Origin of the sequence: Micromonospora sp. NPDC049275, assembly GCF_043197115.1 — a bacterium.
GTDB lineage: Bacteria > Actinomycetota > Actinomycetes > Mycobacteriales > Micromonosporaceae > Micromonospora.
Map to the genome: position 1 here is coordinate 343,801 of NZ_JBICSN010000003.1, position 24,515 is coordinate 368,315.

Genomic DNA, 24,515 nt, shown 5'->3' on the forward strand with positions numbered 1-24,515 from the left:
TCGACGCGAACCGGCAGGAGCGACGGCGCCGCCGCAAAGGTCAGAGCAGTTCGCGGCTGCAGGTGTACGCGGCGTGGTCACCGAGCAGACCCGCCAGGCTCGCCCCGGGCGTGACCATCACGGTCTTCTGGTCGCAGCTCGGGCAGGTCAGCCAGTCGCCCTCGTCGTTGGCCGTGACGTAGGTGTCCGGGGAGACGCAGGGCAGCGCACCTGCGCACGCGCAAGCCGGGGGCGTCGGGAGCAGCGGCAGCGGTGACCACTGTTGGAGCGCTTCCGCGATCGGGTACGCCGCGGCCAGCTCGTCGCTGGTGCCGCAGTTCATCTGATGCGGGACCAGGATCTGCTGGTGCACCCAACGTTTCAAGCGGGCCCCGGCGGTGTGTCGGGCGGCGGCGCGCATCAGCGCGAGCCGGTCCAATCGCCGGTAGCGGGCAGCAATCACCTGACAAAGCGCCACGGCGCGGCGGACGGCCGCGGCACCACCGGCCGTCGCTCGGTCGGCGGCCTTCAACGGCGCCAGGCGTAGCCGCAGCGGCCAGGAGGTCGTGTCGAGGTCAATCGCGTCGCCGCCGCCAACGAGTGTGATGCCGCGTACGACGAGCAGGTTCGTCAAGTGGGTGGCGAGCAGGTGCTCACCGTCGCCGAGCTGCACGATGATCCGGTCAGGAACGAGCTGCTGATCCAGGACGTCCGGCTTGAACAGGACCGTGCCGAACAGCCCAGCGGCCGAAACGCGGTAGGCGACCACGCCGCCCGGACGCCGTTCCTCGGTCACCGTGACACGGCCCAGACCCGGCAGCTCCACGAAGTCGTCGAAAGTCATCGGTCAGGCCCCGCTTCCGACGCCAACGGCGTGGACGGTGCCAACCTGTGTCGCTCGCAGTGCTGGCTGTCCGTTGCCGCTGCTCGATCCGGCATCGGCGCCGGCCGTGGCCAGGATGCGAAGGTCGGCGACGCGCCGCTCGTAGTGGTGGATCTCGGCGGAGAGTTCGTCGCGTCTGCGGTAGCGGTGCGCCAACTCGTCGCGCAGGAGGTGCTCGGCGCGCTGCTCGGCACACAGCCGCGCCCAGGTGGCGACGAGGGTATGACGTAGCGGGTGCGTGGCCCACATGGTGCGCAGGACAGTGATGATCGCGGCGGCGTACTCCGAGGTCCTGTCCGGCACCAGGTCGGCGACTCGCGTGCTGCCGGCGCGGTAGACCGTCAGGTGCCATCGCCGGACAGGCTCCTGCTGATCCGGGTCCAAGTCGGCGATGCCCGCAATGGTGATCCCGTTGATCACCGGCCGATTGATGAGCGGGCCCGTGTTGAAATCGTCCGCGGGTTCGTGGCCGCAGCGGACCCAGATCCGGGTCGGGAGCAGCTCCTCGCCGGCGAAGGCGGGCTCGATCATGAAGGCGCCGCTGGCGCGGCGCCCGGAGATGACGTAGCGGACCTGCCCGCTGGTGAGGTCCGGGGTCTGGGTGAGGGCCAGCTCGCCATACGGGTCAGGCAGTGCCACGGTGTGAAGTTCAGTCATGGGTGCTTCCAAGGTTTCTTGAGGTGAGCGGGCCGCCGGCCGGCGGCGATCAGGTAGGCGGTACTGCCGAGCAGTGCTTCGCGGTTGGTGTGGCCGGCCGTGAAGTCCTCGGCCCACAGGCACAGGTGGTTGGCGTGTGCGTGGTGATCAGCCGTCGGCCGCCTTGGATCTCGCTGCCGGTGCGAGCTGCACGAGCCCGACGAGCAGAGAGATGACGGTCGGGAGAGCGCTGTCTGCCCCAAGGATTGGTTCGCTGGGATGCGCTTGCCTCACGGGCTCGCCTGCGGGCAGCGTCGTCGATCGACGTCCGACCCGGTCTCCTTTCAACGGGCGGGGTCGCCGGATGGGCGATGCTGGCCCGATCCGCCCAGCCGGCCGATCGGCGCAGCCCCGCACGGGCCCACCCGACCGACCTTCGAAGATCATGAGCGGCTGCGACGGTGGGCCTTGCGGGGCCATCCGCGGCCGGCCAGGATCGAGGGCCAGTACGCACACCGGCTGACCGCCGCAGCGGAGCGCGTGAAGGCCCCGCTGCTGCGCCTGCACTCGGTCCAATTCCGGCAAGGGCGGCTTCGGCTGCTATAAGCGCAGGTGCCAGCGCCTGCCATGCCGTCGATCGAAAGCGAGCAGTTCGGAGATCCCTGGGGTGCGCTGTCTACCAGGTCGACTTGATCTGGCCAGTTTCTGCGGTAGTGAGCAGGTAAGTGGGTAGCTGTGGCACCCGTTCGCCAGGTTCAGTAGAGCCGGTGTGCCCCATCGATGAGCAGCGGGGCGGCTGGCCGGTGATGTGGATCTGCCCCACGACCAGTGGTGTGCTCAGGTCGGTGGTCAGGGCGAAGGCCCGGCTCAGGGCGCCGCTGATCGGGCCGATGAGGTTCGCTCTACGCGAATCCGGGTTGTCGAGGTGGGGTAGGTGTCGGCGTACGAGTTGCAGTGCAAACCGCGTAAGCCACCGAGTACACAGCGGCCATCGGCGTCCGTAAGGTCAGCGACGACCTGACAGCCGAGCCGACCTCGTCGCACACCGAGAAGATCGACTACAAAGGGTGATGCATGTCGACCCGGCGGCGTCCGGATCTGTCGATGAGAGTTGATCCGCTGGCGGGGGCTGGGGCTCCTGGGACGGGCTCCGAACCGGAAGCTTGCTCTCTACCCGGTCGCCTCAGGAGCCATTAGGCTGGCTGTCCCGCACCCGGAAGGTAAACGATGCCCAAGAAGAGAAGAATCACCGTTGAGCTCAGTGAGGACGCGACCGACGAAGAGTATGCGCACCTCGCGAACACGCTCTGGGCAGTGGCCCGACTGAGCCCAAGCTTTGAGAGCGTGCACCAGGACGGCGCCACGGATGTCGATTACTTGAACGGCTGGTGGGTCGATAAGGGGCACATCCGCTGGCCGAAGTAGCGACGTTAAGGTAGTGGCTCTCATTGCCTGTGATCTATCTGTCATGCCGATGAGAGCGCCGTGCTTTCGCTGAGCCGGCTATGACGCGGTCTTGTGGGCGCTGATGATGCGTTTCAGGACAGTTGCCATGGCAGTCCAGTCCTGGTGCGGTAGCGGGCCGCCACGTGCTTCGGCTATACGGACCTTGCGGCGATAGTTTTCCTGCACCTTCTTCTTGCTTCTTTTGTCGGCGAAACGGGCCTCATAGTGGCCAGGGTCGCGGTGATGGACGGTCAGATCCATTAATAGCGTAATGTTGTCGTCACCCCGGAGGGTGTCAGATCCTAGATACATCTCGATGCACCCGGAGATTCGCGCATTGCTTCGATCCTCAGTCGGCCGGTGCTGACTTCCGAGAGGTGGGAGTTGAGCGACCAGATAGTCGGATATCGGCACAGCGGGAAACTGCATGAGGACGATATTCGGCGGTAGCGCGACAGCCTTGAGCTGCTTCAAGGCATCACTAGCGGCGCCATCGTCGTCGAACGCGGCGACGATGCGGTTCCTGATACCTGCTGCGGCAAATGCTTTCACGGTATTGACCAGCGCTCCTGCGCTGCCCTCGGATCTGGCGCGGGGGTCGAGGAATCGCACGAGGTCGGTCAGGTGTGGATACAGCAACTTAAGGCCGGCACGAAGGAACTCGGCGTCGGTGCTGCCCTCGGTCAGTACGACAATCGGTGATCTGGCTGACGATTCGGCTGTCCACCATTCTTGAGCAACTGATGGCATGGTGTCGAGTTCGTCCTTGACAAGCCAGCCGCCATAGACCAGATCTGAAACATCGAGAATCACCTCGATGTCAGGCACGGCGTGCGTCACAAGCCGCAAGCGGTGCCATCGGGCATTTTCAGTTTCATCAGGAATTAGCTCCAGCAACCACTTTCTTGATCCGATGACTGGCTCCTGATCGGGGGGCTCGAACACAGCTTTGCTTTGTGTAGCGGCTGCTGATGCTATCGCCTTGAGCCAACGATCAGTGTCAAGCTCGGCGAGTGCTGCCTGTTCAGCCTCCCAGCGTTCGACCGACTCTGGATCTATCCTGCCCATGCCTTCGAACCAAGGCGGACTGTCAAGGTTCTCGCCGATCGATTGCCTCAGAACTTCGAGTGCAGAATCGATGTCGAAGCCGAGGATGTCGAGCCGGTCTGCGATCAGACGCCCGGTGGCCTTGTACTCGAAGAACTCAACGTCATGGTCCGGCTTGCCATCAAGCGCATAGCGAGTTGAAGCTTGCCCGATCGAAGGGGAATACATTTCGTCCTGAAACAGGCAAACGAGGTCATTGGGGACCATATCCTTGAAGAAGAATAATGTGAACGGTCCGGCACTCAGTTCACCCCAACTGCCCATGGTCATCCATTCTGGGGGTTCAGCCTGCCGACGCGCGAGGGGGTTTGGTCTCCTCTCTGACGCCGAACCACAACGTCGCGATCAACGAGCGAGTCGGTGCACTCTCATGCCGCGATTCGGGCGCCAGCCCACGGCGATCGACTACTCGCAGTTAATGGCAGACGCGGGTCGCCGGGCATGCCCGCTGGCGCAGTGTCCCGAGTGCTCCGCGTCCCGGCCTCTGCAGAGTTGGCGTACATGACTCTGCGCTGGAACCCGTATGCCGTCAGTAGGCCGTACGCGGTCGACCAGGTGGTGACGTCGAGGGGCAGGGTGTCCCGGGGTGCCGAGGCGATCAGAGCCTTGGCTGCGTCGATGTCGAAGACCCATGGCCCGAAGTGGAACCACTGCTCTGGTCGGCCGCCGGTCACCGGCTGTTTCCCTTCTCGGTGAGGCGGGTGTAGATGGCTATGCAGCGAAGGATCAGCTCGTGCGGCGGCAGGGTGAGCAGTCGTTGTTGGTTGTCGGGGCGGAGCCGGTCCCAGATGAGGATGGTGACGCTGGCTGACCACAGGTCAACCAAGACGCCGTTGATCTTGGCGTGTTGCCGGTTGGCGACGATCTGACGCAGGGTGTCGATGAGGGCGAGGTCGTCGGGCCGGTGGTTGGCGTCGTCGGGTCGGGCGGCTTCGGGGAGCAGGGTGTAGCAGTCTGCGCAGGTGTAGCCGGTGCGAGGTGGGGCTTCGGTCTCCCATCGACGGACGTCGGCGGCGGGTACGCCGCACACCGACTGGCGCGGGTCGTGGGGGTGGCGGATGTGGCCGCTCATCGGGAGCCCTTCCGGTCTGGTCGAAGTGGGGTGAAGGTCGGGCATCGCAGTGCTTCTCCTGGAGGCTGTTTGGGGACTTCGTGCTGTCGCGGCGGCGGGCATCGCTCTGGGCCGCGTGGAGGGTGAGAGGCGTCGGTCGGCGAGACGCTGGCCGGGCGCCGGGGACCAAGGGCTTGCCTAGTCCTGCGGTGACGGGAGGACTGCCGCGTCGTTGATCGGTCCGTCGGCCCTGAGCGCCGCGAGGAGCGCCGTGGCGCGGTCGGTAGAAACGCGGACCCCATCGGTGCGTAGCCCTTTGATCAGGACCGACCGGGACAGCGTCACGCCGTGAGCGCTCAGGCGGTCCGCGACTCGACGCCCGGGGTCCATCAGGTCCCTAACGTCGGGGATCGGCCGTGGCCGTAGCCGGTCGGCCCCGTCCCGCGAGGGCATCTCGCGCGGAGCCGGTCCGCTGTCGCCGATGCTCCGGACCCCGACCCGGTCGTCCGCCTCGACGGTCGATGCTGCGACGGTGTCCCTGGAAATCGAGGGCGAGGTGGAGGTCCGCTGCGAAGACCACTCGGCGTTGACCTGGTCCGGGAGATCGTGGCCGTGGTCCTGTTCACTGCGGTCCCTGTCGACCGCGGTCCGGTCTTGCGCCGGGGCCATCCGCGCTGCCGGGTCTGACCCTGCGGATAGCGCAGAGTCCGGGGCCGGCCGGGTCCGGTCCTGCGCCGGGAATGCTTGCCCTGAAGCAGACGTGGGGTCCGGCTCGGTGCAGGCGCGGTCCTGTGGTGATGAGGACTGGTCCGGGACCTGTCCTGTCTCATGGTGGATCTGTGGGTGGGGTAGGGCGGGGACCGGGCGGCTGGTGCCGTGTTCGGCGAGCCAGGTCAGAGATGCGAGGACCGCGCCGGTGTCACCCCGCCGTGCGGCGGCGCGGGCCGTGCGGCGTGCCAGCCGGCGGACCTGGTTGCGCCTCGCGGCGGTCCGCCGGGCCTGTCGTTCGGCTGCGGCCCTCCGCAGCAGGTAGGCGGCGCGAGGGCTGACGCGGTCGCGGACATCGACGGACCAGGCTGCGGCGGTGCTGGGCAGGTATCGGAGCCAGCGGCGCCAGCCGAACGCGGCCGGCGGATCGGGTAGGAGCCTGCGGCGGCGCAGTTCGACGCGGTGTCGGGCGCCGCTGCGGATCTCCCAGACTACGATCCCGGCGAGGGACAGGACGGCAAGGAGTCCGGCGCCGACGCGGCTGGCATGTTGGTGGCCGAGGTAGTTAATGCCGGCGGCGGTAGCGGCGCAGAGCCAGGTCAGGGCGCGCGGGGTGCGGGCGGCTTCCCCGGCGAGGCGCATCTTCTGCGCGGTCAGCGCCATAACCAGTGCCAGACCCTCGATCGCGACGGCGACGACGATCCCAGCGAGCATCGGCCAGCCCCGAGCTTGCGCGGCGGTGATCTGTCCGTAGACGGCGCCACAGACAGCCAGCATGTACATGGTGGCGGCGTAGACGTCGTCGGCGTGCCCCCGCACGTACGCGAGGTGGGAAGCGGCTTGGTGCCGCCAGCGCGCTGCCCGCTGCCGGGCGGTGCGGGTGCGGGCCTCGCGGCGGGCCCGCCGATTGGCGGCTCTCTCCTCGGCCTCGCGGCGCTGGGTGGCGCGGGTCTGGGCGGCGAGGTGCTGCTGCCGCTCTGCTGCCTGGAGCTGACGCTGCATCGCGGCGTCAGCGGCGGCGATCCTCGCTTCCTCGGCGGCCTGGGCCTGCTGGGCGTAGAGGACCTGGCGGGCCAGTCGCCGGTCCCGGCTCGCCAGGTGCGCGACGGCCTCCAGGTCGACGCTCACCGGCCCCGCCCCCTCTCGCCAACGGCGCCGCAGTAGCTGTCGAGGGGAGTCACCGCGGCTCCTGGGCGGGGAAGTCGGCCGGGGTGCCGCGGACGATGGTCATCGGGTGGTGGGCGAGGGCGAGGAGTTCGTAGACCAGATACGGGTGGCCTCCCGCGAGACGGAACCCGACCTGATCGCAGGCCGCGCCGCGAACCGGCCGCAGGACACCGCCGGGTGCCCAGACAGCGATGACCCACGTACGCGCCCGGTTGACGTCGTAGGTCAGCTGATACACGGGCCCGTCGTCGCCGACCACGGTGAGCAGCGCAGGTCCGTCCGTGGTGAAGAGGATCTGGTCGACGCGGGCAGGACGGTGCGCCAGAGCCGCGCCGACGGCGAGACGGAACTGTATCCAATCCATGATCACGAACGGCTCCGTGTCCTGCTGTCGGGCATCGTCGGATCGGGGGCGAGGAGATGTGTGGTTCATGAGGGCGGCTCCTGGGCGAGTACACGGCGCGCCCGGACCTGCGAATGGGTCCGGGCGCGCGAATGTGCGAGAGAGGTGGTTTCAGGCGGTGGTGGCGGCGAGGTGCAGGGCCTGGACGGCCGTGGCCTCGAGACCGTGGGCGGCGTCAGCGTCGGAAAGGGTCTGGGCGACGGAGGTGACGGCGTGCATGACCCCACCGGCGGTGGGGTCGGCGCCAGCGATGAAGTGGGCGAGGATGTCGCGTTGCTGGTCCTCGCTGTAGCGCAGCCGCTGCCCGACGATCTTGAGTGTGGTGTTGGGGTCGGTGATGGGGGTGCCGGCGGCGGTGTCGAGCTCGCGCAGGACCTCGGCGATGTAGTCGGCGTCGAGGAAGGCGGTGACCGCGTCGGTGGTGCGGGAGGTGATCAGGTCGAGGGTGCGGCGGGTGGTTTCCTCGGAGGCGGTGACGACCCCGTCTCCGCCGGTCATGCGGGAGCCGATGTGGGTACGACGCAGGGCGTTGCGGCGGATGACCATGCCGTTGCGGCAGACCTCGAAGCGCACCCACGGGGCGATGCTGAACGCACCTGCCCCGGTCTCGGAGTTCGAGATCAGGAATCCGGCTGAGACGATCGGTAGTTCGGAGCCGGCCCGCCCGTCGAACGGGGACCGGTAGCGGGCCAGCAGGCGGGGCGCGGCGACCTGCACCTGAGGGGAGTAGACCCGCAGGTACATCCGCCGGTCGGTCAGGTCGCATCCGGCGAACTGGACCCGCACGTTCGCGCGCCGGATCCCGTCGAGGGCGGCGAAGAGTACGTCGAGGTTGTCGATGCGGTGGTACCGGTCGGACAGAACCGCCCGCACGATGCCGCCGCCGGTGTCGTTGCGCAGGCAGCGGATGAGGAAGTTGCGGGGGTCGCGGGCAAGCCAGCCGTTGACGTTGTCGTCGAACAGGTCGGGGTGTTCGGCGGCGAGACGCCGGAGGTACGCGACGGGGATGCCGAGCTTGTCGGCGAGGCCGGCGGTGGCGACATCGTTGACTGTGTACGTGCCGGCGGTCATCGTCACCCCCTCCGGGCCGAGCTGCGGCTCGGTGCCGTCCAGGACGAGGTTGCCGGCGACGGCGCGCATCCGTCCGGCGCCGGCCTTGACGTCCATGGCGCGGGTGGACTGGTCGGTGAGCATGTGGCGTAGCTGGTCGAGGTCGACGTTGCGGTGCGCCGGAACAGTGATCATCGAAGACATGAGGGATGGATCCCTTCGAGAAGAGTCTGGAGATGGGGAGTTCGTTGAGGGGGTCAGCGGCCGGCGTTAGCGGCGGTCATGACGGCCAGGCGTAGTCGCTCCCACTGCTCGGGCCCGAGGGTGCCGAGCGCGCGGGCCTCGTCGAGGTGGTCCAGGGCGCCGGCGGTGTCGCCGGCGGTGAACGCGGCGTCGGCGGCGCGGAACGCCACTTCGCCCTGCTCGCGGCGCAGCTCTCGCCATCGCGCGGGGTTTCGGGCCGGCCCAGCCTGAATCAGCACCTCGGGATGGGTCCGGGCATGGGCGTAGATCCACTCCCACTCGGCGGGGGTGGCGTTGACGATCTCGGCGACGTACCGGCAGCCGTCACCGGTGACCCGGTGATAGCCAGGTCCGTACTCCTCGAACGCCAGCAGGATCTCCCGCTGGCGGATCAGCGCCAGACGGCGCTTAGGGTCATCGACCTCGGACACCAAGTCGGCGTCAGTGGACACGGGGCTCCAATCGGAAATGTCGAGAGCTGGCGCGGTGAGTGACCTCGCTCCGCTGCGGAGTCGGGTTGGCACGCGAGTCGGCGGGGGCCTACGCGCAGTGCGTGGACCCCCGCCGATAGCGGATTTTCAGATCAGGACTTGCCGCTTACGGGTCCGTCGTCAAACGTCTGCTTCTCGACGTCCGCCAGTTCATCGGCGTCCGAGAGGTCATCGGCCTCGGGGCCCGTTGCCTCGGGTTCCGTCGCCTCGGGCTCGGGCTCCTGCGCGGTGTGCGGTGCGGCGAGCACGTCGTCGTCCGCAGCGAGGCCGTCGGCCTGCTCGGTCTCCGCATCGACATCGCCGAAATCTGGATCCTCGGCGTCTGCGGCCGTGGACTCGTCGGTGTCTTCGTCGTTGGGCAGCTCGTCCTGCGGGTCACGGCCGAGCGAATCCCGCAGCGTCGTCTCCGCCTCGGAGAGGGTGTAGCCGTCGGCGACGAGCTGGTCGAGCCACGCCACCGCCGCCTCGTCATCCAACGCCCACGTCTCGTCGCGGGCCGCGTAGCCGAGGTTGCGTTCCTGGACGCAGATCCACTGCGCCACCAGGCAGCGACGCAACTTGTCCTCCCGAGCCACCACGGCAGCGGCACCATCGACGCCACCGAGAGTGGCGTACAGGCCGTCGACGTCGCGGAACCGCAACCCGCCCACGACGGTTGCCCGAAGCGCCTCCAGGAAGAGGCGCTTCACCGCCCGCGCCGACCCGTATGCGGTGCGGTAGAACTCCCGCCGCACCTCCGCCGCGACTGTCAGACCAGCGAGGTACTCGGCGCGGGCCTGCTCGGCTGCCTCCCGGCGGGCACGTTCCTCTTCCGTGACGCCCCGACGACTGCCGTAGCTCAGGCGCTGGTAGCCATACCGGTCCGGCTCCGCACAGTAGAAAGTCGTCTGGGCATGGTCGCCGATCTTCTCAACGAACGCTGCGAGCCCCGCCAACGTGGGAAACATCTCTGGGTCAAGCGGGTTGCCGTTGGCGTCGGCGAGCTGCGTGGCGGCCACGGCCGTACCGCTGTAGGGGTAGCCCTTCGGCTTCGACGTCACCTTCACCCCGGCGAGCACCAACTCCGCCTTCGCCCGCTCCTTCGCCGCCGCGAAGGTCCGCTTCGAGCGCTCGGCGGCGATGGCGTGCCGGAATCCCCAACTCGACCCGGTGCCCTTCAGGATTCGATCCAGGGCAGCCGGATCCTCGGTGAACTCGGTGAGCGCAGAGGCATCCTCCAGCGTCAGGGTGCCGGCGTCGGCCGCGCCGCGCGCCGCCTGCGGCAACTCCCGCAGCTTCAAGGTCTGCTTCACCCTCGCCGCCGGGATCGCCCGCACCGTGGCAATCTGCTCGGGCGACCAGTCCAGCAACGTCAGCTGGTGAAACGCCTCAGCCTCCTCCGTAGGAGTCAGCCCCACCCGGTGGCCGTTCTCGGCGAGCTGCGCAACGATCTGCGCCGCCGCGCCCTCGTCGGAGGCGACCCACACCGGCACCTGCTCCATGCCGAGCTCGATCGCCGCGTACTTTCGGCGATGCCCGATGATCAACTGGAACGCATCCGGCTGCTCCGGCACCGGAATGACCACCAACGGGCAGAGAACTCCCACGACCGCCATCGAGGCGGTCAGATCGCTCAGGTCACCGACGTCCGTACGCAGGTTGCGTGGGTTATCGACCAGCTCACGGGGGTCAAGGTACTGGGCCCGGACCAGCAGGCTCGCAGGGTCCGCGAGGGCGGTGACCTCGGCGACGCCGAGCTCGTCCGGTACGGGTCGGGACAACAGAGTGGTCGTCATAACAGAGAACGTCCTTTCCAAGACCACAAGGACGCCCTACTCGGCGCGGGAACGGCCGGGTGGGCGGTGCTGGCCCGATCCGCCCGGCCGGCCGATCGGCGCAGCCCCGCACAGGCCCACCCACGCTCCGTACGACGCTCAGAGGCGGCTGCGCCGGTGGGCCTTGCGGGGCGAGCCGCGGCCGGTCAGGATCGAGGGCCAGCAACCGCACCCGCGGCCTCCCGCCCGAGAGCAGGTCAACGTCAACGACGAAGCGGCGCGGAGGCAGGCCGCTACACCGGGGGTGCTGCCGGGCGGAACCTGGGCGCGGTCAGCGGGTGCTACGGTCGGAAGGCGGACCTGCCCCACGTTTGTGGATCGGCAGGTCCTGCTGTGTTCGGGTCGCCGTCGCTGGCTGGTCACCGTGGTCCTGAGGAATCACGCAACGAAGTGACGACGGCCGGCTGGTCCGTCTGAACAGCAGCCTTATTCGTTGGCGGGGTGGCCATTGCGGTGTCGATGGCGGTTCTGCCGCGTTCGGGCGCTTCGGGCATGAGGTGGCCGTAGTACTCGTCAGTGACCTTGGAATTACTGTGGCCCAACCAGACCGCGAGGTCGGTGATCGGCACCCCGTTGCCGAGCATCGAGGAGGCGAAGAAGTGCCGCAGCGCGTGGGTCTTGGTGAACGACACCTTCGACTCCGTGAGTGCCAGCTGCCAGATCTGGTTGCGGAAGTAGTACTGGTACAGCAGGCCGGTCCGGCTGTGGTTGGGAAAGAGCAGGTGGACCTGACCCTGGCTGCTCTGCCACGCGAGGGTGCCGAACTTCTTCAGGTGTGCCCGTAGGACCGCGGCGACGACCTTGGGAAGCGGCACGGCCCGGCCGGGGGACTCGGCATCGCGGTGCTTGGTGTACATCTTGAGATGCAGGCCGGCGTTCTTGCCACTGTCGCTTTCGCCGTCCTCGGTGATTTGCCGGTTGACGTGCAGCAGTCCCCGGCGGAAGTCGATCTGGTCGCGACAAAGGCCCATCGCCTCAGCGACGCGTAGCCCGCAGCCAGCCATCAGCCATGCCACCGCGGCGTATCGGGGGTCGAAGGCAGCGATGAGCGCTTCGATCTCGACGCGTGTCGGGACGACGATCTTCTCTTTCACCACGCGGCGTACATTGGCGCGGCGACCGGGGAGTTTGGCCCGCTTGGCCGGGTTGCGGCCGAGTTCGTCGTTGTCGACCGCCCACTGCAGCGCCGAGCTGAGGTACCCGAACCGGGTCTGGATGGTCTGCGGTTGGTACTTCTTGGTGTCGCGCATCCACAAGATCCACGCCTGGATGTCGGCGAGCTTGAGCGCCCCGGTCGTCCTGGCCTTGAAGTATGGCCGGACCGCCTGGTTGAGCATGCTGCGGTACTGCCGGACGCTGGAGTTCTCCAGGCCGCGTGTGGTGGCCCACCGTTCGAACAGCGTCGCGACGGTTTCGGCGCCTCGCTCGGTCTCCAGGTACGTGCCGGTGTCGAGTTCGCGCTCCTTGCGGGTGCGGAAGTTCTCTGCGTCGATCTTGCGCCGGAAGGTCTTCTGTCGTTGCCGGTGGTCTGGATCCATCCAGAAGCAGGTGTAGCCGGGACCGTCGGCGCTGGGCTTGATCCATGCTCGTGCCATGAGGGGAACTCCTTGGTGCATTGCGAAGCCGGCCGGCGTCGGGGCGCACGTCATCGCCCCGGCTCGTGTACAGCGAGCGGGTTGAGGACAGGGGGTATCGCCCCGGCGGCCGGACCAGGCTGCGGGCTGAAGGGTGTGCGGTATCGGCTGTCGGTGCGAGTGGCGCGCCGCGGATTGTCGGGGTACGGGCTATCGGCTCGTGACCAAGCCGCAGGTCACGAGTGGTCTGTCAGAAGCAGTGAAGCGGTGGCGCCGGGTGATTACTCCAGCCGGTCGAGGAAGCCGTCGATCATCGCGAGTAGCTCCTCAGTGGGTGCGCCGTCGGCGGCGGCGGTGCGGACTTCGCCCAGTACCTCGCGGACCTGCTGGCGCGTCTTGCGGCGAATCTCGTCGCTGTCGGCGAAGAAGCCGTCGAACGCGGCCTGCGCCCTGGTCAGGAACTCGTCGCGTAGCTGTTGCGGGATGCCACGCCCGGATGGCTCTACTGATTCAGCTGCCGTCGCCTCGTAGTGCGCCGCGTCAGTGCCGTCGAGAGCTTCCTCGCCGCGCATCCACCGCAGCAGCCGAATCGAGTCGACCACCACACCGGGTGTGACCTGCACCCGTCGGTCGGCACCGGGAACCAGCAAAGCCTCTGGCGGAACGTCCAGCGCGTAGGCGAAGCGCATCAGCTCGTCAACGGTAACCGGAGTCCGGCGGCGCCCCGCCTCGATGTTCATCAACACAGTCGTCGACATCGCCGGATCGCCGTACAGCTCGGCAGCCTTGTCCGGGTTCAGTCGGCGCTTCTTCCGGATCTCCTTGAGGCGTAGACGCACCACCTCGCCCGGGGTGGCCTCGTCGCCGAGCTGCTCACTTGTCATGTTCGTAAGTTTTACTCGCCCTGTTGACAAGTTGCAAGCCTGCCGGTCATATTACTTGCCCCATCAGCAAGTAGAGCGGATCTACTTGCTAAACAAGCAAGTGAGTTGATGATGCGAGAAGAGTCGACGGGCATGTGGACCCACGAAGAAGCCGCCCGGTACCTGGGCGTCCAGCCCCAAACCTTGTACTACATGAACTACAAGGGCAATGGGCCCAAGTCGTACAAGGTCGGGAAGTACCGCCGCTACCGCAGGCGCGACATTGACACGTGGCTCGAAGCGCACAGCTCCGAGCGCTGACCACCCCTCAACCACCGTCACGTCACCCTGTTCGGAGCGAGCCAGCTTGACCACCACCGGCACCAACTTCGCCCTCTTCTACGTCGACGACTCCGGTAGCGAAGCCCACGGCCTGACCACGTTCAGCTGGATCCGGATCGACCCAGCACAGTGGGCTGGCGCGACCCAACGATGGTTACGGTTCCGCGCTGCGGTCTTCCGCCGCCACGGCATCCCCGCCGACATTCGGCTGCATGCCACCGAGCTGGCAGGCGGTCGGGGGGCCTGGGTGAAGGATCCTGCCGGCAGGACGGCTGGGAAAGGTCTGAATGTCATCGAGGAGTGTTTGACCGCGATAGCTGCTCTGCCGGGAATCACGCTCGGCAGCGTCTATCGCCGTACCAACGCCCGAGGACGCAACTTCGAACGCGACAAGCAGGACCTCTACCGCTGCATGATCGCGAAGCTTGACGCCGACCTCCACGAAGCTGCCGCCTTCGGCGCCGTCGTCCTGGACGGTGACGGCACCAACGGCGGCTACAACCGCGCACACCGCGCCCTCGCCAACGGCAGCCGTGCCCTCATCGAGGACCCCTTCTTCCGGCACGCCAATACGAGCCAGTGGGTCCAGATTGCGGACCTCGCCGCATGGACCGGATACCGATCGCTGCGACCAGGCGGCCGCCGGGACAAAACCACCACCTGGTACGGCCGGGTCCTCCGGCATCTCGACGGGGCAGGAGGACCCGTCGAACTTTGACTCGGAAGACCCCATTGCAGGCCAGCTCCCACGGGAACCTGCGAGTGGACGGAGGTGCCGTGTCGGGGTAGTGCGATCGAGGGCGGCGCTGCGTAAGCGGCCTTAGCAGTGGGGGCGCAGGAGCAGCATCCGCCCCCGGCGCGAGCGGTGTCACAGCCCCCAACCTCGGCAAGTACGGCTGACGGTTGTGCTTGCGTGCCCTCTCTCTTGAGAATCCTTGGGGGCTTGACATCGCTAGACGGGGGAGGAGCGTCGCTCCTAGCCCAGCGCTGCGCGTGCGCACAACGCTGTCCCCGCCGCGCCGTACCCTGGCTGCGTTCCCCCAGCCTGCTGGACGTCGAACACAACGAGAGCTGGTTCGATGCTGATGAGGACTGAAGCCCCTGATGAATCTCGGCGAGAGTCGCAAAGTAACAACTTGCCGGTTGGCGGCCCCGCGAAGCCTCACTCGGGAGTTAAGCCTGACCGGCGTGACTGGGTAGCAACGTCTGCGGGTGCGCATCTGAGGGGGCGCCGGACGGAGGACACCGCTCCGGAGCTGACACTCCGACGAGCGGTTCACGCGCTCGGCCTCCGTTTCCGGCTGAGACGTCGCCTGGCCGGATGCCGGCCAGACTTCGTCATGCCGCGTCACAGAGTGGCCGTCTTCGTTGACGGCTGTTTCTGGCACGACTGTCCTCAACACGGACCCAAGAAGTTCAGAGGGCCGAACGCCGATCGCTGGCGGACTAAACTACGGACCAACGTTGAGCGAGACCGCCGCAACGACGAGGCACTGACTGCTGCCGGTTGGTCGGTGATCAGAGTCCGTGAGTGCGAGGTACGTCAGGACCCGGCGGCGGCTGCCGCACGGGTGGCGCGAGCCTGCCGAACAGCTGACGTAGACAGAGAACCCACGTCGCAGTGTCCTCGCAACGGGCAGCTGCCGCAGGCCGACGACGACTGATCCGCCTTGCAGAAGTTGGCACCCACAAGTCTGACCGCGGCCATGCGTCCAGGCGCATGCTGACCGGAACCAACCAGAAGGGCGAGATCAAGGCGGCCCCGGGTACGGAGGTTCGACCCGCCGGAGCCGGTGCTGAGTACGCGGTCTGCGACTCTGACCGTGGCCTGATTCGGCAGTAGTCGGTCCTCACCGAGCAGGAGCCGGAACAGTTCGGTCTCCGCAGCTTGGAGGCGTGCCTTCTCAGCGATCTCGGCAGGATCGTCGCAGTCGTCGAGTTCGCTGATCACGGTCGATAGTCGCTCCGCGGCCCGTCGTAGCCGCGAGGTGGCGTCCGGGTGGCGGGATATCGCTTCGAGGTGAACCGGCGTGAGGTTGGTGAGGCCTCTTACTGTTTCGAGTGCAGCGCCGAGGCCCGTCTGGCCCCGGCACATCGCGACCAACGCGGCGAGTGTCGGAGACATCTGGTCCGACGGAAACAGATACCAGTGTTGGCTACTGCGTTGCAGTGTCGCCCACTGAGCCAACCGCTTCCGCACGGGCCCGAGGTCCCTGTCAGTGCTGGGAAGGGGTAGGTCCTCGCGCGGTGTAACCGCCAGCGCGGCGGCCTTGCCGAGCAGTGGCGGCACGGCGTTGCCGATCTGACGAAACGCGTCGCTACGCGTACCCGCGAACCGGAACCGGTCCGGGAAGGTCTGGATGCGGGCTGCCTCACGAACAGTGAGCGTACGGTGTTCCTCCGGGTGGATGTACCAGTAACCGTCCTTGGCGATGTGTGCGGTGATCGACCGGCTGAGATCGCCCCAGCCGAGCCGCTTGTACTTGTCGTCGAAGGTGTCGGCCTTGTAGCGGCGTAGCTTGGGATCGATGTCCGAGTACAGAGTTCGGGAGTCCATGAGTGCGAAGACTTCTCGGTCATCGTCCCGTACCGGACGGGTCATGTGGTCGTACACCAGTCCGGACGGAGCTCCGTCGCGCATGGCGATCGAGTACTCGCTGCTGGATCCCTCGTAGGCCATGACGCGACCGCCGGTGGTCAGACCCAGTTCGGGCAAATCCGAGATTGCCTCGCGCAGTTTCGTGGGTGAGTCGGTCTCCTCCGGCCAGGTGAACGCTCCGTCGTCGCGGCGAGCCAGAACGATGAGGCGTTGGCGGTGTTGCGGGACGCCGAAGCGCCACGCATCGACCAACCGCACCTGTGTGCGGTATCCGTCCTTCTCCAGCGTGTTCACGATGGAGCGGACAACGAACAGTTCATCCCCGAGCGCCATGTCGGGGACGTTTTCCATCAACACTGCGCGAGGCCGGACCCGAAGGACAACCTCCACGAAGGACCGCCACAGTTCCTTGCGGTGGTCGACCTCGTCCCGGACGCCGGCTTCAACCAGACTGCGGATCTTGCTGCGTCCGGCACGGCTGAACGGCTGGCAGGGCGGCCCTCCGGCCACCAGGTCAATGTCAACCCTCTTCAGTAGCCGGATCAGTCCGCGTCGGGCGGCGGCATCCCCAAGGTCGACGTCGAGAGCGAGCCCTGGGAAGTTCGCCCGGTGGGTTGCGAGGGCCTTCTCGTCGTGATCGACTGCAGCGGCGACTGTCCATCCCGCGTTGGTCAGTCCGAGGCTCAGGCCGCCGGCGCCGGAGAAGAGGTCCACGGCGAGGGGGCGACCTCTGGCCTTCTCACCCTGGCACCAGTCGACGAATGTCTCGGTGGTGCAGCCGTCGGGATGTGGAACGAGCCGTAGATCGTCGCTACGCTGCAGCTTGACGCCGTAGGTGGACACCCGGCAGTCGTCCCCCCTCGCGAATACCCCACGTCACGCAGGGCGTACACCTGTACTACTCGATTCCAGCAACGCTACTTGATGACCTGCCGGAAGCGGAAGTCACCACGCGTCAGTTCGAGACCGTGCCGGTATCCTAGCGGCCTGCCCGGGAGAGATCCACACGGCAAAGGCTCGACGATGTCAGGCAAGTCGGGGAGGGGTTCCCGGTCGATCTGTCGTACCGGCGGGATCCGCAGTGAGGTCGTATGCTGTCTCACCGTTATCGAGGGGAAGGGCGCCGATGACCGCCGAGCCAAGCGACCAGCACGCCCCGCCTCAGGCCGCAGCGTTGATCGAGTCGCTCAGGGCGCTTGGTTACGACCTGCCGGACGCGATTGCCGACCTCGTGGACAACAGTGTCACGGCCGAGGCCGTCACGGTCGGCATCGAGTACAACGCCGACGCGACCGGAGGATGGGTGGCGATTGTCGACGACGGCAGGGGTATGACTGAGGCGCAGCTCCACGAGGCGATGCACCTTGGGACGCACGGGCCTTGGGTGCAACGCCATCCGGCTGATCTCGGACGTTTCGGCCTCGGCCTGAAGACCGCCTCTTTCTCGCAGGCTCGCCGCCTGACCGTCATCAGCCGGTCGTCCGACGGCCGGACAGCGTGCCGTGAATGGGACATGGACCATGTCCGGCGACGTAACGGGTGGTACCTGCGCGACAGTCTTGACGAAGAGGCCATGTCGGTTGTCCGACAGTTGAACTTCCGGAATCACGGCACGATGGTGCTCTGGAGAAACTTGGACCACTGCGGCACCGGAAGTGTGCTGGTCAACCGTATGACGAAGGTGCGAACTCATCTCGGAGCCGTCTTCGGCCGGCACCTCAGCCGCGGCTCTCTGAGTCTGCACGTGGGCGGTCAGCCCGTCACGGGATGGGACCCATTCCTGCGTGACCACGCGGCAACTCAGGACATGGGCACCGAGTCGATCCACAGTGGGAGCGGGGTTGTGACCGTCACTCCGTTCGTCCTACCGCACCCTTCCCGCATTCTCGAGAGTGCGAGCAGGAACGCGGCTGGCTCGTCCGGCTGGATCCGGCACCAGGGCTTCTACGTCTACCGCCGGCAGCGGCTGATCACTCTCGGCGGCTGGCTCGGGATGCCCGGCCTGCGCCAGACCCATCCAACCCAACTGGCCCGGATCTCCGTAGACATCGGCACCGAGGACGATCACTCCTGGCAGGTCGACGTACGGAAGGCCAAGGTCATCCCGCCTGCGCACCTGCGTGACAGGCTCGCCGAAATCGCCACACTTGCCCGTTCCCGATCGGAACAGGTGTTTCGCCACAGGGGCTCGGGCGGGGACCGACGTGGTGGTAGGGACCGGCTGGTCTTCGTGTGGCAGCAGCACGAGCGGCGCGGTCGTACTGGTTACAGGATCAACAGAGAGCATCCTGTCGTCGTCGCAGCACTCGCCGACGCTCCCGACGCCGTACGGCCGCTGCTGCGCCTGATCGAGGAGACTGTGCCGGTCGGGCTCATAGCGGCGGACACCAGCAGCTCCCCCGAACGCGTTCCGCAGGCTCCTCTCGAGGCTGCCGAGCGTGAGGAGGTGGCCCTGCTCCTGCGGGCAGCCGTTGCGAAGCTGCCAGCCCAGCCGACTTCCCGGGAGGCATTCCTGCAGGCGCTCAAGTCCACGGAACCCTTCAATCGGTTCCCGGACGTGCTGGCCGAGGTCCTGGATAGCGAAGGAGCACCAAGCTCGTGATCGACGCTTTCGACATGGCGCTCGGCATCAGCGAGAACGCTCTGCTCAACACGCCGCGCACCGAACGGACGGCCGACAAGCTCAGACAGGTTGCCACCTTTGCCGCGGAGGTCGCCAGCGCTGTCGGGTTCGTCAACGTTGACGAACTCGCGACTCGGCTCGAGGAGCGCTTCGACGTCTGGGTGCCCCGTCCGGTCGCAGTTCTCAACTCGGACCAGCACGAACCCTGGTACGCGGCGCGGCGTGACAAGATTGCCTTTGACTACTGGGAACGCTACCGCAAGTGGCTGACAACCCGCGCCGGCTGGAAACCACAGCCCGTCGAGGCACTACACGAGGCCACTGACCTCGTGATGGACAGACTCGAGGACCCAGGACGCCCTGGGTCGTGGTCGACCTACGGGTTGGTCTACGGGCAGGTCCAGTCCGGAAAGACGGCCAACTACACGGGCGTCATATGTAAGGCCGTGGATGCCGGCTACCACCTCGTGATCGTTCTCGCCGGCCGTAACGAGAGCCTGCGCAACCAGACGCAGGCCCGCCTCGACCTGGAGTTCCTGGGCTTCAACACCAGGGTGACCCGCCACCGTGCCGACGGTGCCGGACTCGGCGACATTGGTGTGGGTCTCCTGGGACTGCACCCGCCGGTGCAGGTGTTCCCGCTCACGACCACCGAGTCCGACTTCAAGCGCAACGTCGCCCTCACGACGGCGGTCGACCTGCGCAAGAACCGAGTGCTCATCGTGGTCAAGAAGTACAAGAGCATCCTCGAGAACCTCGCCGCCTGGTTGGAGAACTTCACCAAGGACCAGGCGCTGGCCGAGCTTCCGCTCCTACTCGTCGACGACGAGGCCGATGATGCCTCAATCGACACCAGGAAGGCGCCCAACAACAAGACTCACAGTGACCCGGAGCATGACCCCACCGCGATCAACAAGGCCATCCGGCAGCTTCTGAAGATGTTCGACCGCAAGGCGTACGTCGCCTACACTGCCACGCCGTTCGGCAACATCTTCATCCCGCACACCACGGACCATCCCGAGCTCGGTCCGGACCTGTTTCCCAACAGCTTCGTTCTCGCCCTCAAGCCACCGTCCAACTACTGCGGACCGGAACGAGTCTTCGGTTTCGAGGATCCCACCTCGGACGAGGTACGCCAACCGTTGCCCATCATCAAGCAGATCAAGGACCACTCGGTCTGGATGCCGGACGGTCACAAGAACGGGCACCGGCCGGCGACGCCGATGCCGTCCTCGTTGGTCGAGGCGATAGACGCTTTCGTGCTGGCAACCGCAGTTCGAAAGGTGCGCGCGGCCCGCGCAGGTGGCCGTGCGGGCCACAACTCCATGCTGATTCACGTGACCCGCTTCACCGAGACGCAGTCAGCCGTGGTCAGTCAGGTGCGACAGCACCTGGCTACAATGCGCGACACCTGGGGTGAACGAGGCAGCCTCGGCAACTCCGTCCGGAAGCGACTGAGTACGCTCTGGCGCCGCGACTTCGTCCCGGTGCACCGCGAACTTGCCGCTCGGGACGATCTCGGTGACGCGGTCGGAGATCCCGTGGTGATGTCGGAGGCGCTCGGCGTTATCCCGGAGGTGCTCGCCGAAGTGGCGGAGAACGTCAGGGCGATCAACGGGACAGCCCAGGACGTCCTCGACTACCGATCGGCTCCCCTCACAGTGGTCGCCGTGGGTGGAGACAAACTGTCACGCGGGCTCACCCTCGAGGGACTCACGGTCTCCTACTACCTGCGCGCCTCCCGGGCGTACGACACGCTCCTCCAGATGGGCCGGTGGTTCGGGTTCCGTAGCGGCTACCTCGACGTCACACGCCTGTACACCACGAAGGAGTTGACCGACTACTACGTTCACATCGCACGCGCGAACCGGGAACTCATGGACGTCGTCACCACGGTGGCCGAGAACAACGCAACACCACGCGACGTCGGGCTGAAGATCGAGGATGGCATCGGCCAGCTGCAGGTCACGGCAGCTGTGAAACGGCGTGCAGCGACGACACTTACCTTCACGTTCTCTGGTGAGCGTCCCGAGACACTTGTGATGCTCACCGACACGGCATCTTCGAAGACAAACCGCGAGCTCCTCGACAACCTCGTCGAGGCCGTCGCCGGCTGCGACCAACTACCCGACGGGACAGTCAACAGCGCTAACGGGTACGTACGAACCAATGTGCCGCCAGAACCGGTGAAGGCCTTTCTCGCAGGCTTCAGGGCGTCCCCCCGCAACGTCCAGGCGGCCCCTCGCTTTCTGATCGAGTACATCGACGCCCAGCAGGCAAAGGGTGAGCTGGTCAACTGGACGGTCGCCTTGGTGGCCGGCAAGGCGCCGACCACGGATGTGGTCGACGGCAGCACGGTACGACGGGTGACGCGGCGCAACACGAGCAGCACGCCGTACGTGTCGGGTCAGGACTACGAGGTGGGTGTGCTGGTGAACCCCGCTGACGAAGCCATCGGACTGACGGCGGACCAGTTCGAGCGCGCTGTCGCCAGAACGCGCGCCGAGGCCGACGGTGGTAAGGCGGTCAAGCGCCCGAGTGGTAGGGCCCTCCGGCGAGAAAGGTCCCCACGGGACGGTTTGATGGTCCTCTACCGCGTGGACCCGGGAAGCGGAAGACCGGATGAGTTGGTCATCGGCTTCGCGATCTCGTTTCCACAGACCGACAATGCCAAGAAACTCCGATACAAGGCGAACAGTGTGTTCATCGAGAACCTTGCCAAGAGTCTGCGGGCCCAGGAACTCGGCCTCCCCGAGGACGACACGGAGTGACCCCCGCCATTGCCGACGTGACGCGCCTGTTCGAGGAGATGCAAGAGTCACCCCCTGGCAGCCCTGGTACGCGGCGTCGACGCCTGCGCACGAAAGACCTCAGCGCCGAGGTGTACCTGGAGGTTGACTTCCCCGACCGTGTCCGCGCCCTGAACGTGGCGGCACACGATGCGCCGAAAGCTCCGAGGCTGACCGACACGGCGGAACTCCGGTACACCTTCGAGGGTCGCAGGATCCGGGTCGCCGCAACGTCGCTGGTGGAGACCGAGATGTTCAATATTCTCGTGGCGGATCTGGTGCTGCACATGTCGGCCGCTCCAGATGGCCCAGGCGCAGCATTGGTCCGGCGGATGGCCTCCTGGCATCGCATGCTCGCGGCGGGCCTGCGAACGGGACTGTCTGCGCAGGCGCAGCTGGGACTGTATGGGGAGCTGTTGGTGCTGCGGGAGTTGGCGATCCCAGCGTGGGGGCCAGCAGCCGTTGCTGCCTGGGTCGGCCCGTTGCGGGCAGACCAGGACTTCCGACGTCCAGGGATGGCTGTCGAGGTGAAGTGCACCGGCTACCGGGACGCGGGACGCTGCAGAATCAGTAACGAGGCGCAGCTCGACGCCGACGGCATCGGGTACCTCGTCCTGATGCACCAGAGCGTGCGCACCAGCGCCACGATCGGCGTCAGTCTCCCCGAGCTCGTCGATGCTGTGCGGGCCGAATCTGCGGTCGCCTCGGACGCCGCGTTGTTCGAGGACCGACTCCTGCACGCCGGTTGGCTCGACCTCCACCGTGAGCAGTACGAGCGGGAACGATACGAACTCGCCGCCCGTCGCTGCTACCACGTGGGTACTGGGTTTCCCAGCATCACCAGGCGACAGTTGCCCGCCGGGGTGAGCGCCGTCGCCTACTCGGTCGACCTTGAAGAGTGTCGGGACTATCTTGTGCCACAGACCGACCTCGTCCAACACCTCGCCTCGGCAGACCTTGGAGCCACGCAGTGACCACGAGTTCCGACCTGGCTGCCTTCGCCGAAGATCTTCGCGTCGAGGTCAACCAGAGGCTCTCGGCCGAGCCGGAGATGATGGTCGGGGACATGTTCGTCAGGGTGGTGTCGGAAAGGCTGATCGCCGACGGATCACTCGAGGACCTCGACGTCTGTTACATGCGCCAACAAGGCCGGCCCGCGCTCGAGATATCCGGGTACAACATCAGCTCTGACGGGACGATTCTCGACCTGGTCACCAGGGAGACGGAGAAGTCCGGAGAGACCATCACCAAAACGCGGGTCGGCGCCCTCTTCCGCCGCGCCACCGCCTTTGCCCAGGCATGCCACGAGGGACTCCACAAACTCAAGGAGGAGTCTGCTCCCGTCTACGACATGGCGCAGCGAATCCATGCGGAGTGGGCGCAGCTACGCAGGATCCGCGTGTTTCTGCTGACCGACGGTCGCGCCACCCTGGAAAGTATCGACGAGTCCACGGTCGTGGGCCTGCCCGTCACCTACCAGGTCTGGGACATTGCCAGACTCCATCGGCTCGCCGCCTCCGGCCGCGCGCAGGAGGAGATTGTCATCGATCTGGAGGAGATGGGGCACACTGTCCCGGTTCTCGAGTCTCCCGAACAGTCAGACGGTTACCGGTGTCTTCTGGCGGTCATTCCTGGTCAGCTGCTGGCCGACCTGTACGCGAAACACCACAGTCGGATCCTTCAACGCAACGTGCGTGCGTACCTCCAGGCCCGCGGCAGGGTGAACAGGGAGATGCACGCAACAATCCGTGAACAGCCCGGCCGCTTCCTCGCCTACAACAACGGCATATCCGCCACCGCGACCGACGTCGAGGTTGACAGACGCGAGGGCGTCGTCTTCCTCAAGCGCCTGCACGACCTGCAGATCGTCAACGGTGGTCAGACAACGGCCTCGTTGCACCATGCATCGACAAACCACAGCCTCGACGGTGTGCACGTCATGGCCAAGATTACTGTGGTCCCGGAGGCTGCTCTCAACGAACTCGTGCCGCGAATCTCCAGGTATGCCAACTCGCAAAACGCGATCAGACCCGCAGACTTCGAGGCGAACGGGCCGTTCCACATCGGCCTGGAGCATGTGTCGAGGGTGGCCTGGGCGCCGGCACGGGTTGACTCCAAGCGCGAGACCCGCTGGTACTACGAACGTGTCAGGGGTCAGTACCAGGTCGAACGAAGCCGTCAACAGACCGCTGCGCGGAAGAAGCGTTTCGAGGGCGAGTGCCCGCCGCACCAGAGGTTCAGCAAGACCGACGCGGCAAAGTACGAGATGACCTACCTGATGCGCCCGCACACAGTCAGTCTCGGCGCCGAGAAGTGCTTTCAGGAGTGGACGCTGGAGTGCAAGCTCGACGAGAGGGACGCCCCGACTCTCTCCTACTTCCGACACCTCGTGGCCAAGGGGATCCTCTTCCAAGGCATTAGGACACAGGTGCTGAAGCTGCGCCTCGGCGGATATCCGGGGCAGACGGCTGCCTATGTTATGGCGCTGATCGTCGAGCGACTCGGCGGGCAGGTCGACCTGGACATGGTGTGGCGCCTGCAGCAGGTCCCCGAGCAGATCGAGGCGACTGTGCCCCACGTGACGCAGCTCGTGCGTGATGTGATCATTGATCCGCCTGGTTCAGCCAACGTCACAGAGTGGTGTAAGAAGGAGGACTGTTGGAACCGGGTCCGGGCGGTGTCCTGGTCGCCGCCGGCCGACCTGGCAGCGATCGCCTCTGCGCCTCGACGAAGCTGAAAGGCTGCGG

At 66.5% G+C, this 24,515-nt stretch carries 19 protein-coding genes and 1 pseudogene; 8 read left to right on the forward strand and 12 right to left on the reverse strand.

Annotation, left to right across the window (positions count from 1 at the left end; all coding sequences use genetic code 11):
• Positions 1-40: 40 nt before the first annotated feature.
• Positions 41-823: a hypothetical protein gene (locus ACGFIE_RS12100; RefSeq protein WP_393293782.1), complete on the reverse strand. Its 783-nt coding sequence runs from the start codon at positions 821-823 to the stop codon at positions 41-43.
• A 3-nt stretch (positions 824-826) separates the two neighbouring features.
• On the reverse strand, positions 827-1,519 hold the full coding sequence (locus ACGFIE_RS12105; protein ID WP_393293784.1) for a hypothetical protein: 693 nt from the start codon (positions 1,517-1,519) through the stop codon (positions 827-829).
• 1,206 nt (positions 1,520-2,725) lie between these two features.
• Between ACGFIE_RS12105 and ACGFIE_RS12110 the strand changes: the two genes are divergently transcribed.
• Complete coding sequence (locus tag ACGFIE_RS12110; RefSeq protein WP_393293787.1) at positions 2,726-2,923, forward strand: hypothetical protein; 198 nt, start codon at positions 2,726-2,728, stop codon at positions 2,921-2,923.
• A gap of 78 nt (positions 2,924-3,001) precedes the next feature.
• Here the strand turns inward: ACGFIE_RS12110 and ACGFIE_RS12115 are convergent, their stop codons facing one another.
• The 9 genes from ACGFIE_RS12115 to ACGFIE_RS12155 form a co-directional block, all read right to left on the reverse strand.
• Positions 3,002-4,315, reverse strand: a complete 1,314-nt coding sequence (locus ACGFIE_RS12115; protein WP_393293790.1) for a hypothetical protein — start codon at positions 4,313-4,315, stop codon at positions 3,002-3,004.
• A gap of 406 nt (positions 4,316-4,721) precedes the next feature.
• Positions 4,722-5,123, reverse strand: a complete 402-nt coding sequence (locus ACGFIE_RS12120; RefSeq protein WP_393293795.1) for a hypothetical protein — start codon at positions 5,121-5,123, stop codon at positions 4,722-4,724.
• A 177-nt stretch (positions 5,124-5,300) separates the two neighbouring features.
• Entirely contained in the window at positions 5,301-6,938 is a 1,638-nt protein-coding gene (locus tag ACGFIE_RS12125; RefSeq protein ID WP_393293797.1) for a hypothetical protein, read from the reverse strand.
• Between the two features lie 49 nt (positions 6,939-6,987).
• The gene (locus ACGFIE_RS12130; protein WP_393293800.1) at positions 6,988-7,347 is read right to left on the reverse strand and encodes a hypothetical protein; all 360 of its coding nucleotides are present in this window, start codon (positions 7,345-7,347) and stop codon (positions 6,988-6,990) included.
• A gap of 144 nt (positions 7,348-7,491) precedes the next feature.
• Positions 7,492-8,625, reverse strand: coding sequence for a DUF932 domain-containing protein (locus tag ACGFIE_RS12135; protein WP_393293802.1), 1,134 nt, complete (start codon positions 8,623-8,625; stop codon positions 7,492-7,494).
• A gap of 62 nt (positions 8,626-8,687) precedes the next feature.
• Complete coding sequence (locus ACGFIE_RS12140; RefSeq protein ID WP_393293804.1) at positions 8,688-9,125, reverse strand: hypothetical protein; 438 nt, start codon at positions 9,123-9,125, stop codon at positions 8,688-8,690.
• Positions 9,126-9,256: 131 nt separating this feature from the next.
• The gene (locus ACGFIE_RS12145) at positions 9,257-10,939 is read right to left on the reverse strand and encodes a ParB/RepB/Spo0J family partition protein (RefSeq protein ID WP_393293806.1); all 1,683 of its coding nucleotides are present in this window, start codon (positions 10,937-10,939) and stop codon (positions 9,257-9,259) included.
• 398 nt (positions 10,940-11,337) lie between these two features.
• A complete protein-coding gene (locus tag ACGFIE_RS12150) occupies positions 11,338-12,627 on the reverse strand; it encodes a tyrosine-type recombinase/integrase (RefSeq protein ID WP_393293809.1) in 1,290 nt (429 codons plus the stop codon).
• Between the two features lie 206 nt (positions 12,628-12,833).
• The gene (locus tag ACGFIE_RS12155) at positions 12,834-13,436 is read right to left on the reverse strand and encodes a helix-turn-helix domain-containing protein (protein ID WP_393293810.1); all 603 of its coding nucleotides are present in this window, start codon (positions 13,434-13,436) and stop codon (positions 12,834-12,836) included.
• A gap of 132 nt (positions 13,437-13,568) precedes the next feature.
• Here ACGFIE_RS12155 and ACGFIE_RS12160 point away from each other — a divergent pair, with 132 nt between their 5' ends.
• From ACGFIE_RS12160 to vsr, 3 genes and pseudogenes are all read left to right on the forward strand, one after another.
• Positions 13,569-13,736: a helix-turn-helix transcriptional regulator gene (locus ACGFIE_RS12160; protein WP_393293812.1), complete on the forward strand. Its 168-nt coding sequence runs from the start codon at positions 13,569-13,571 to the stop codon at positions 13,734-13,736.
• Positions 13,737-13,782: 46 nt separating this feature from the next.
• Positions 13,783-14,475, forward strand: a complete 693-nt coding sequence (locus ACGFIE_RS12165; protein WP_393293813.1) for a DUF3800 domain-containing protein — start codon at positions 13,783-13,785, stop codon at positions 14,473-14,475.
• Positions 14,476-14,842: 367 nt separating this feature from the next.
• Positions 14,843-15,283 (forward strand): annotated as a pseudogene (vsr, locus tag ACGFIE_RS12170) (DNA mismatch endonuclease Vsr); the annotation flags it as partial.
• A 17-nt stretch (positions 15,284-15,300) separates the two neighbouring features.
• Here vsr and ACGFIE_RS12175 read toward each other — a convergent pair.
• The gene (locus ACGFIE_RS12175) at positions 15,301-17,199 is read right to left on the reverse strand and encodes a DNA cytosine methyltransferase (RefSeq protein ID WP_393293815.1); all 1,899 of its coding nucleotides are present in this window, start codon (positions 17,197-17,199) and stop codon (positions 15,301-15,303) included.
• A 283-nt stretch (positions 17,200-17,482) separates the two neighbouring features.
• On the opposite strand from ACGFIE_RS12175, the gene ACGFIE_RS12180 reads away from it, so the two are divergent.
• From ACGFIE_RS12180 to ACGFIE_RS12195, 4 genes are read left to right on the forward strand one after another with little or no spacing between them, the layout of a single operon-like run.
• Positions 17,483-18,958: an ATP-binding protein gene (locus ACGFIE_RS12180; RefSeq protein ID WP_393293818.1), complete on the forward strand. Its 1,476-nt coding sequence runs from the start codon at positions 17,483-17,485 to the stop codon at positions 18,956-18,958.
• Positions 18,955-21,750 carry a Z1 domain-containing protein gene (locus ACGFIE_RS12185; protein WP_393293820.1) on the forward strand — a complete coding sequence of 932 codons (2,796 nt, stop codon included), beginning with the start codon at positions 18,955-18,957 and terminating at the stop codon, positions 21,748-21,750. Before ACGFIE_RS12180 ends, ACGFIE_RS12185 begins: the two co-directional genes overlap by 4 nt.
• Positions 21,747-22,742: a PD-(D/E)XK motif protein gene (locus tag ACGFIE_RS12190; RefSeq protein WP_393293822.1), complete on the forward strand. Its 996-nt coding sequence runs from the start codon at positions 21,747-21,749 to the stop codon at positions 22,740-22,742. Before ACGFIE_RS12185 ends, ACGFIE_RS12190 begins: the two co-directional genes overlap by 4 nt.
• Positions 22,739-24,505 carry an AIPR family protein gene (locus ACGFIE_RS12195; protein ID WP_393293824.1) on the forward strand — a complete coding sequence of 589 codons (1,767 nt, stop codon included), beginning with the start codon at positions 22,739-22,741 and terminating at the stop codon, positions 24,503-24,505. Before ACGFIE_RS12190 ends, ACGFIE_RS12195 begins: the two co-directional genes overlap by 4 nt.
• Positions 24,506-24,515: the final 10 nt, after the last annotated feature.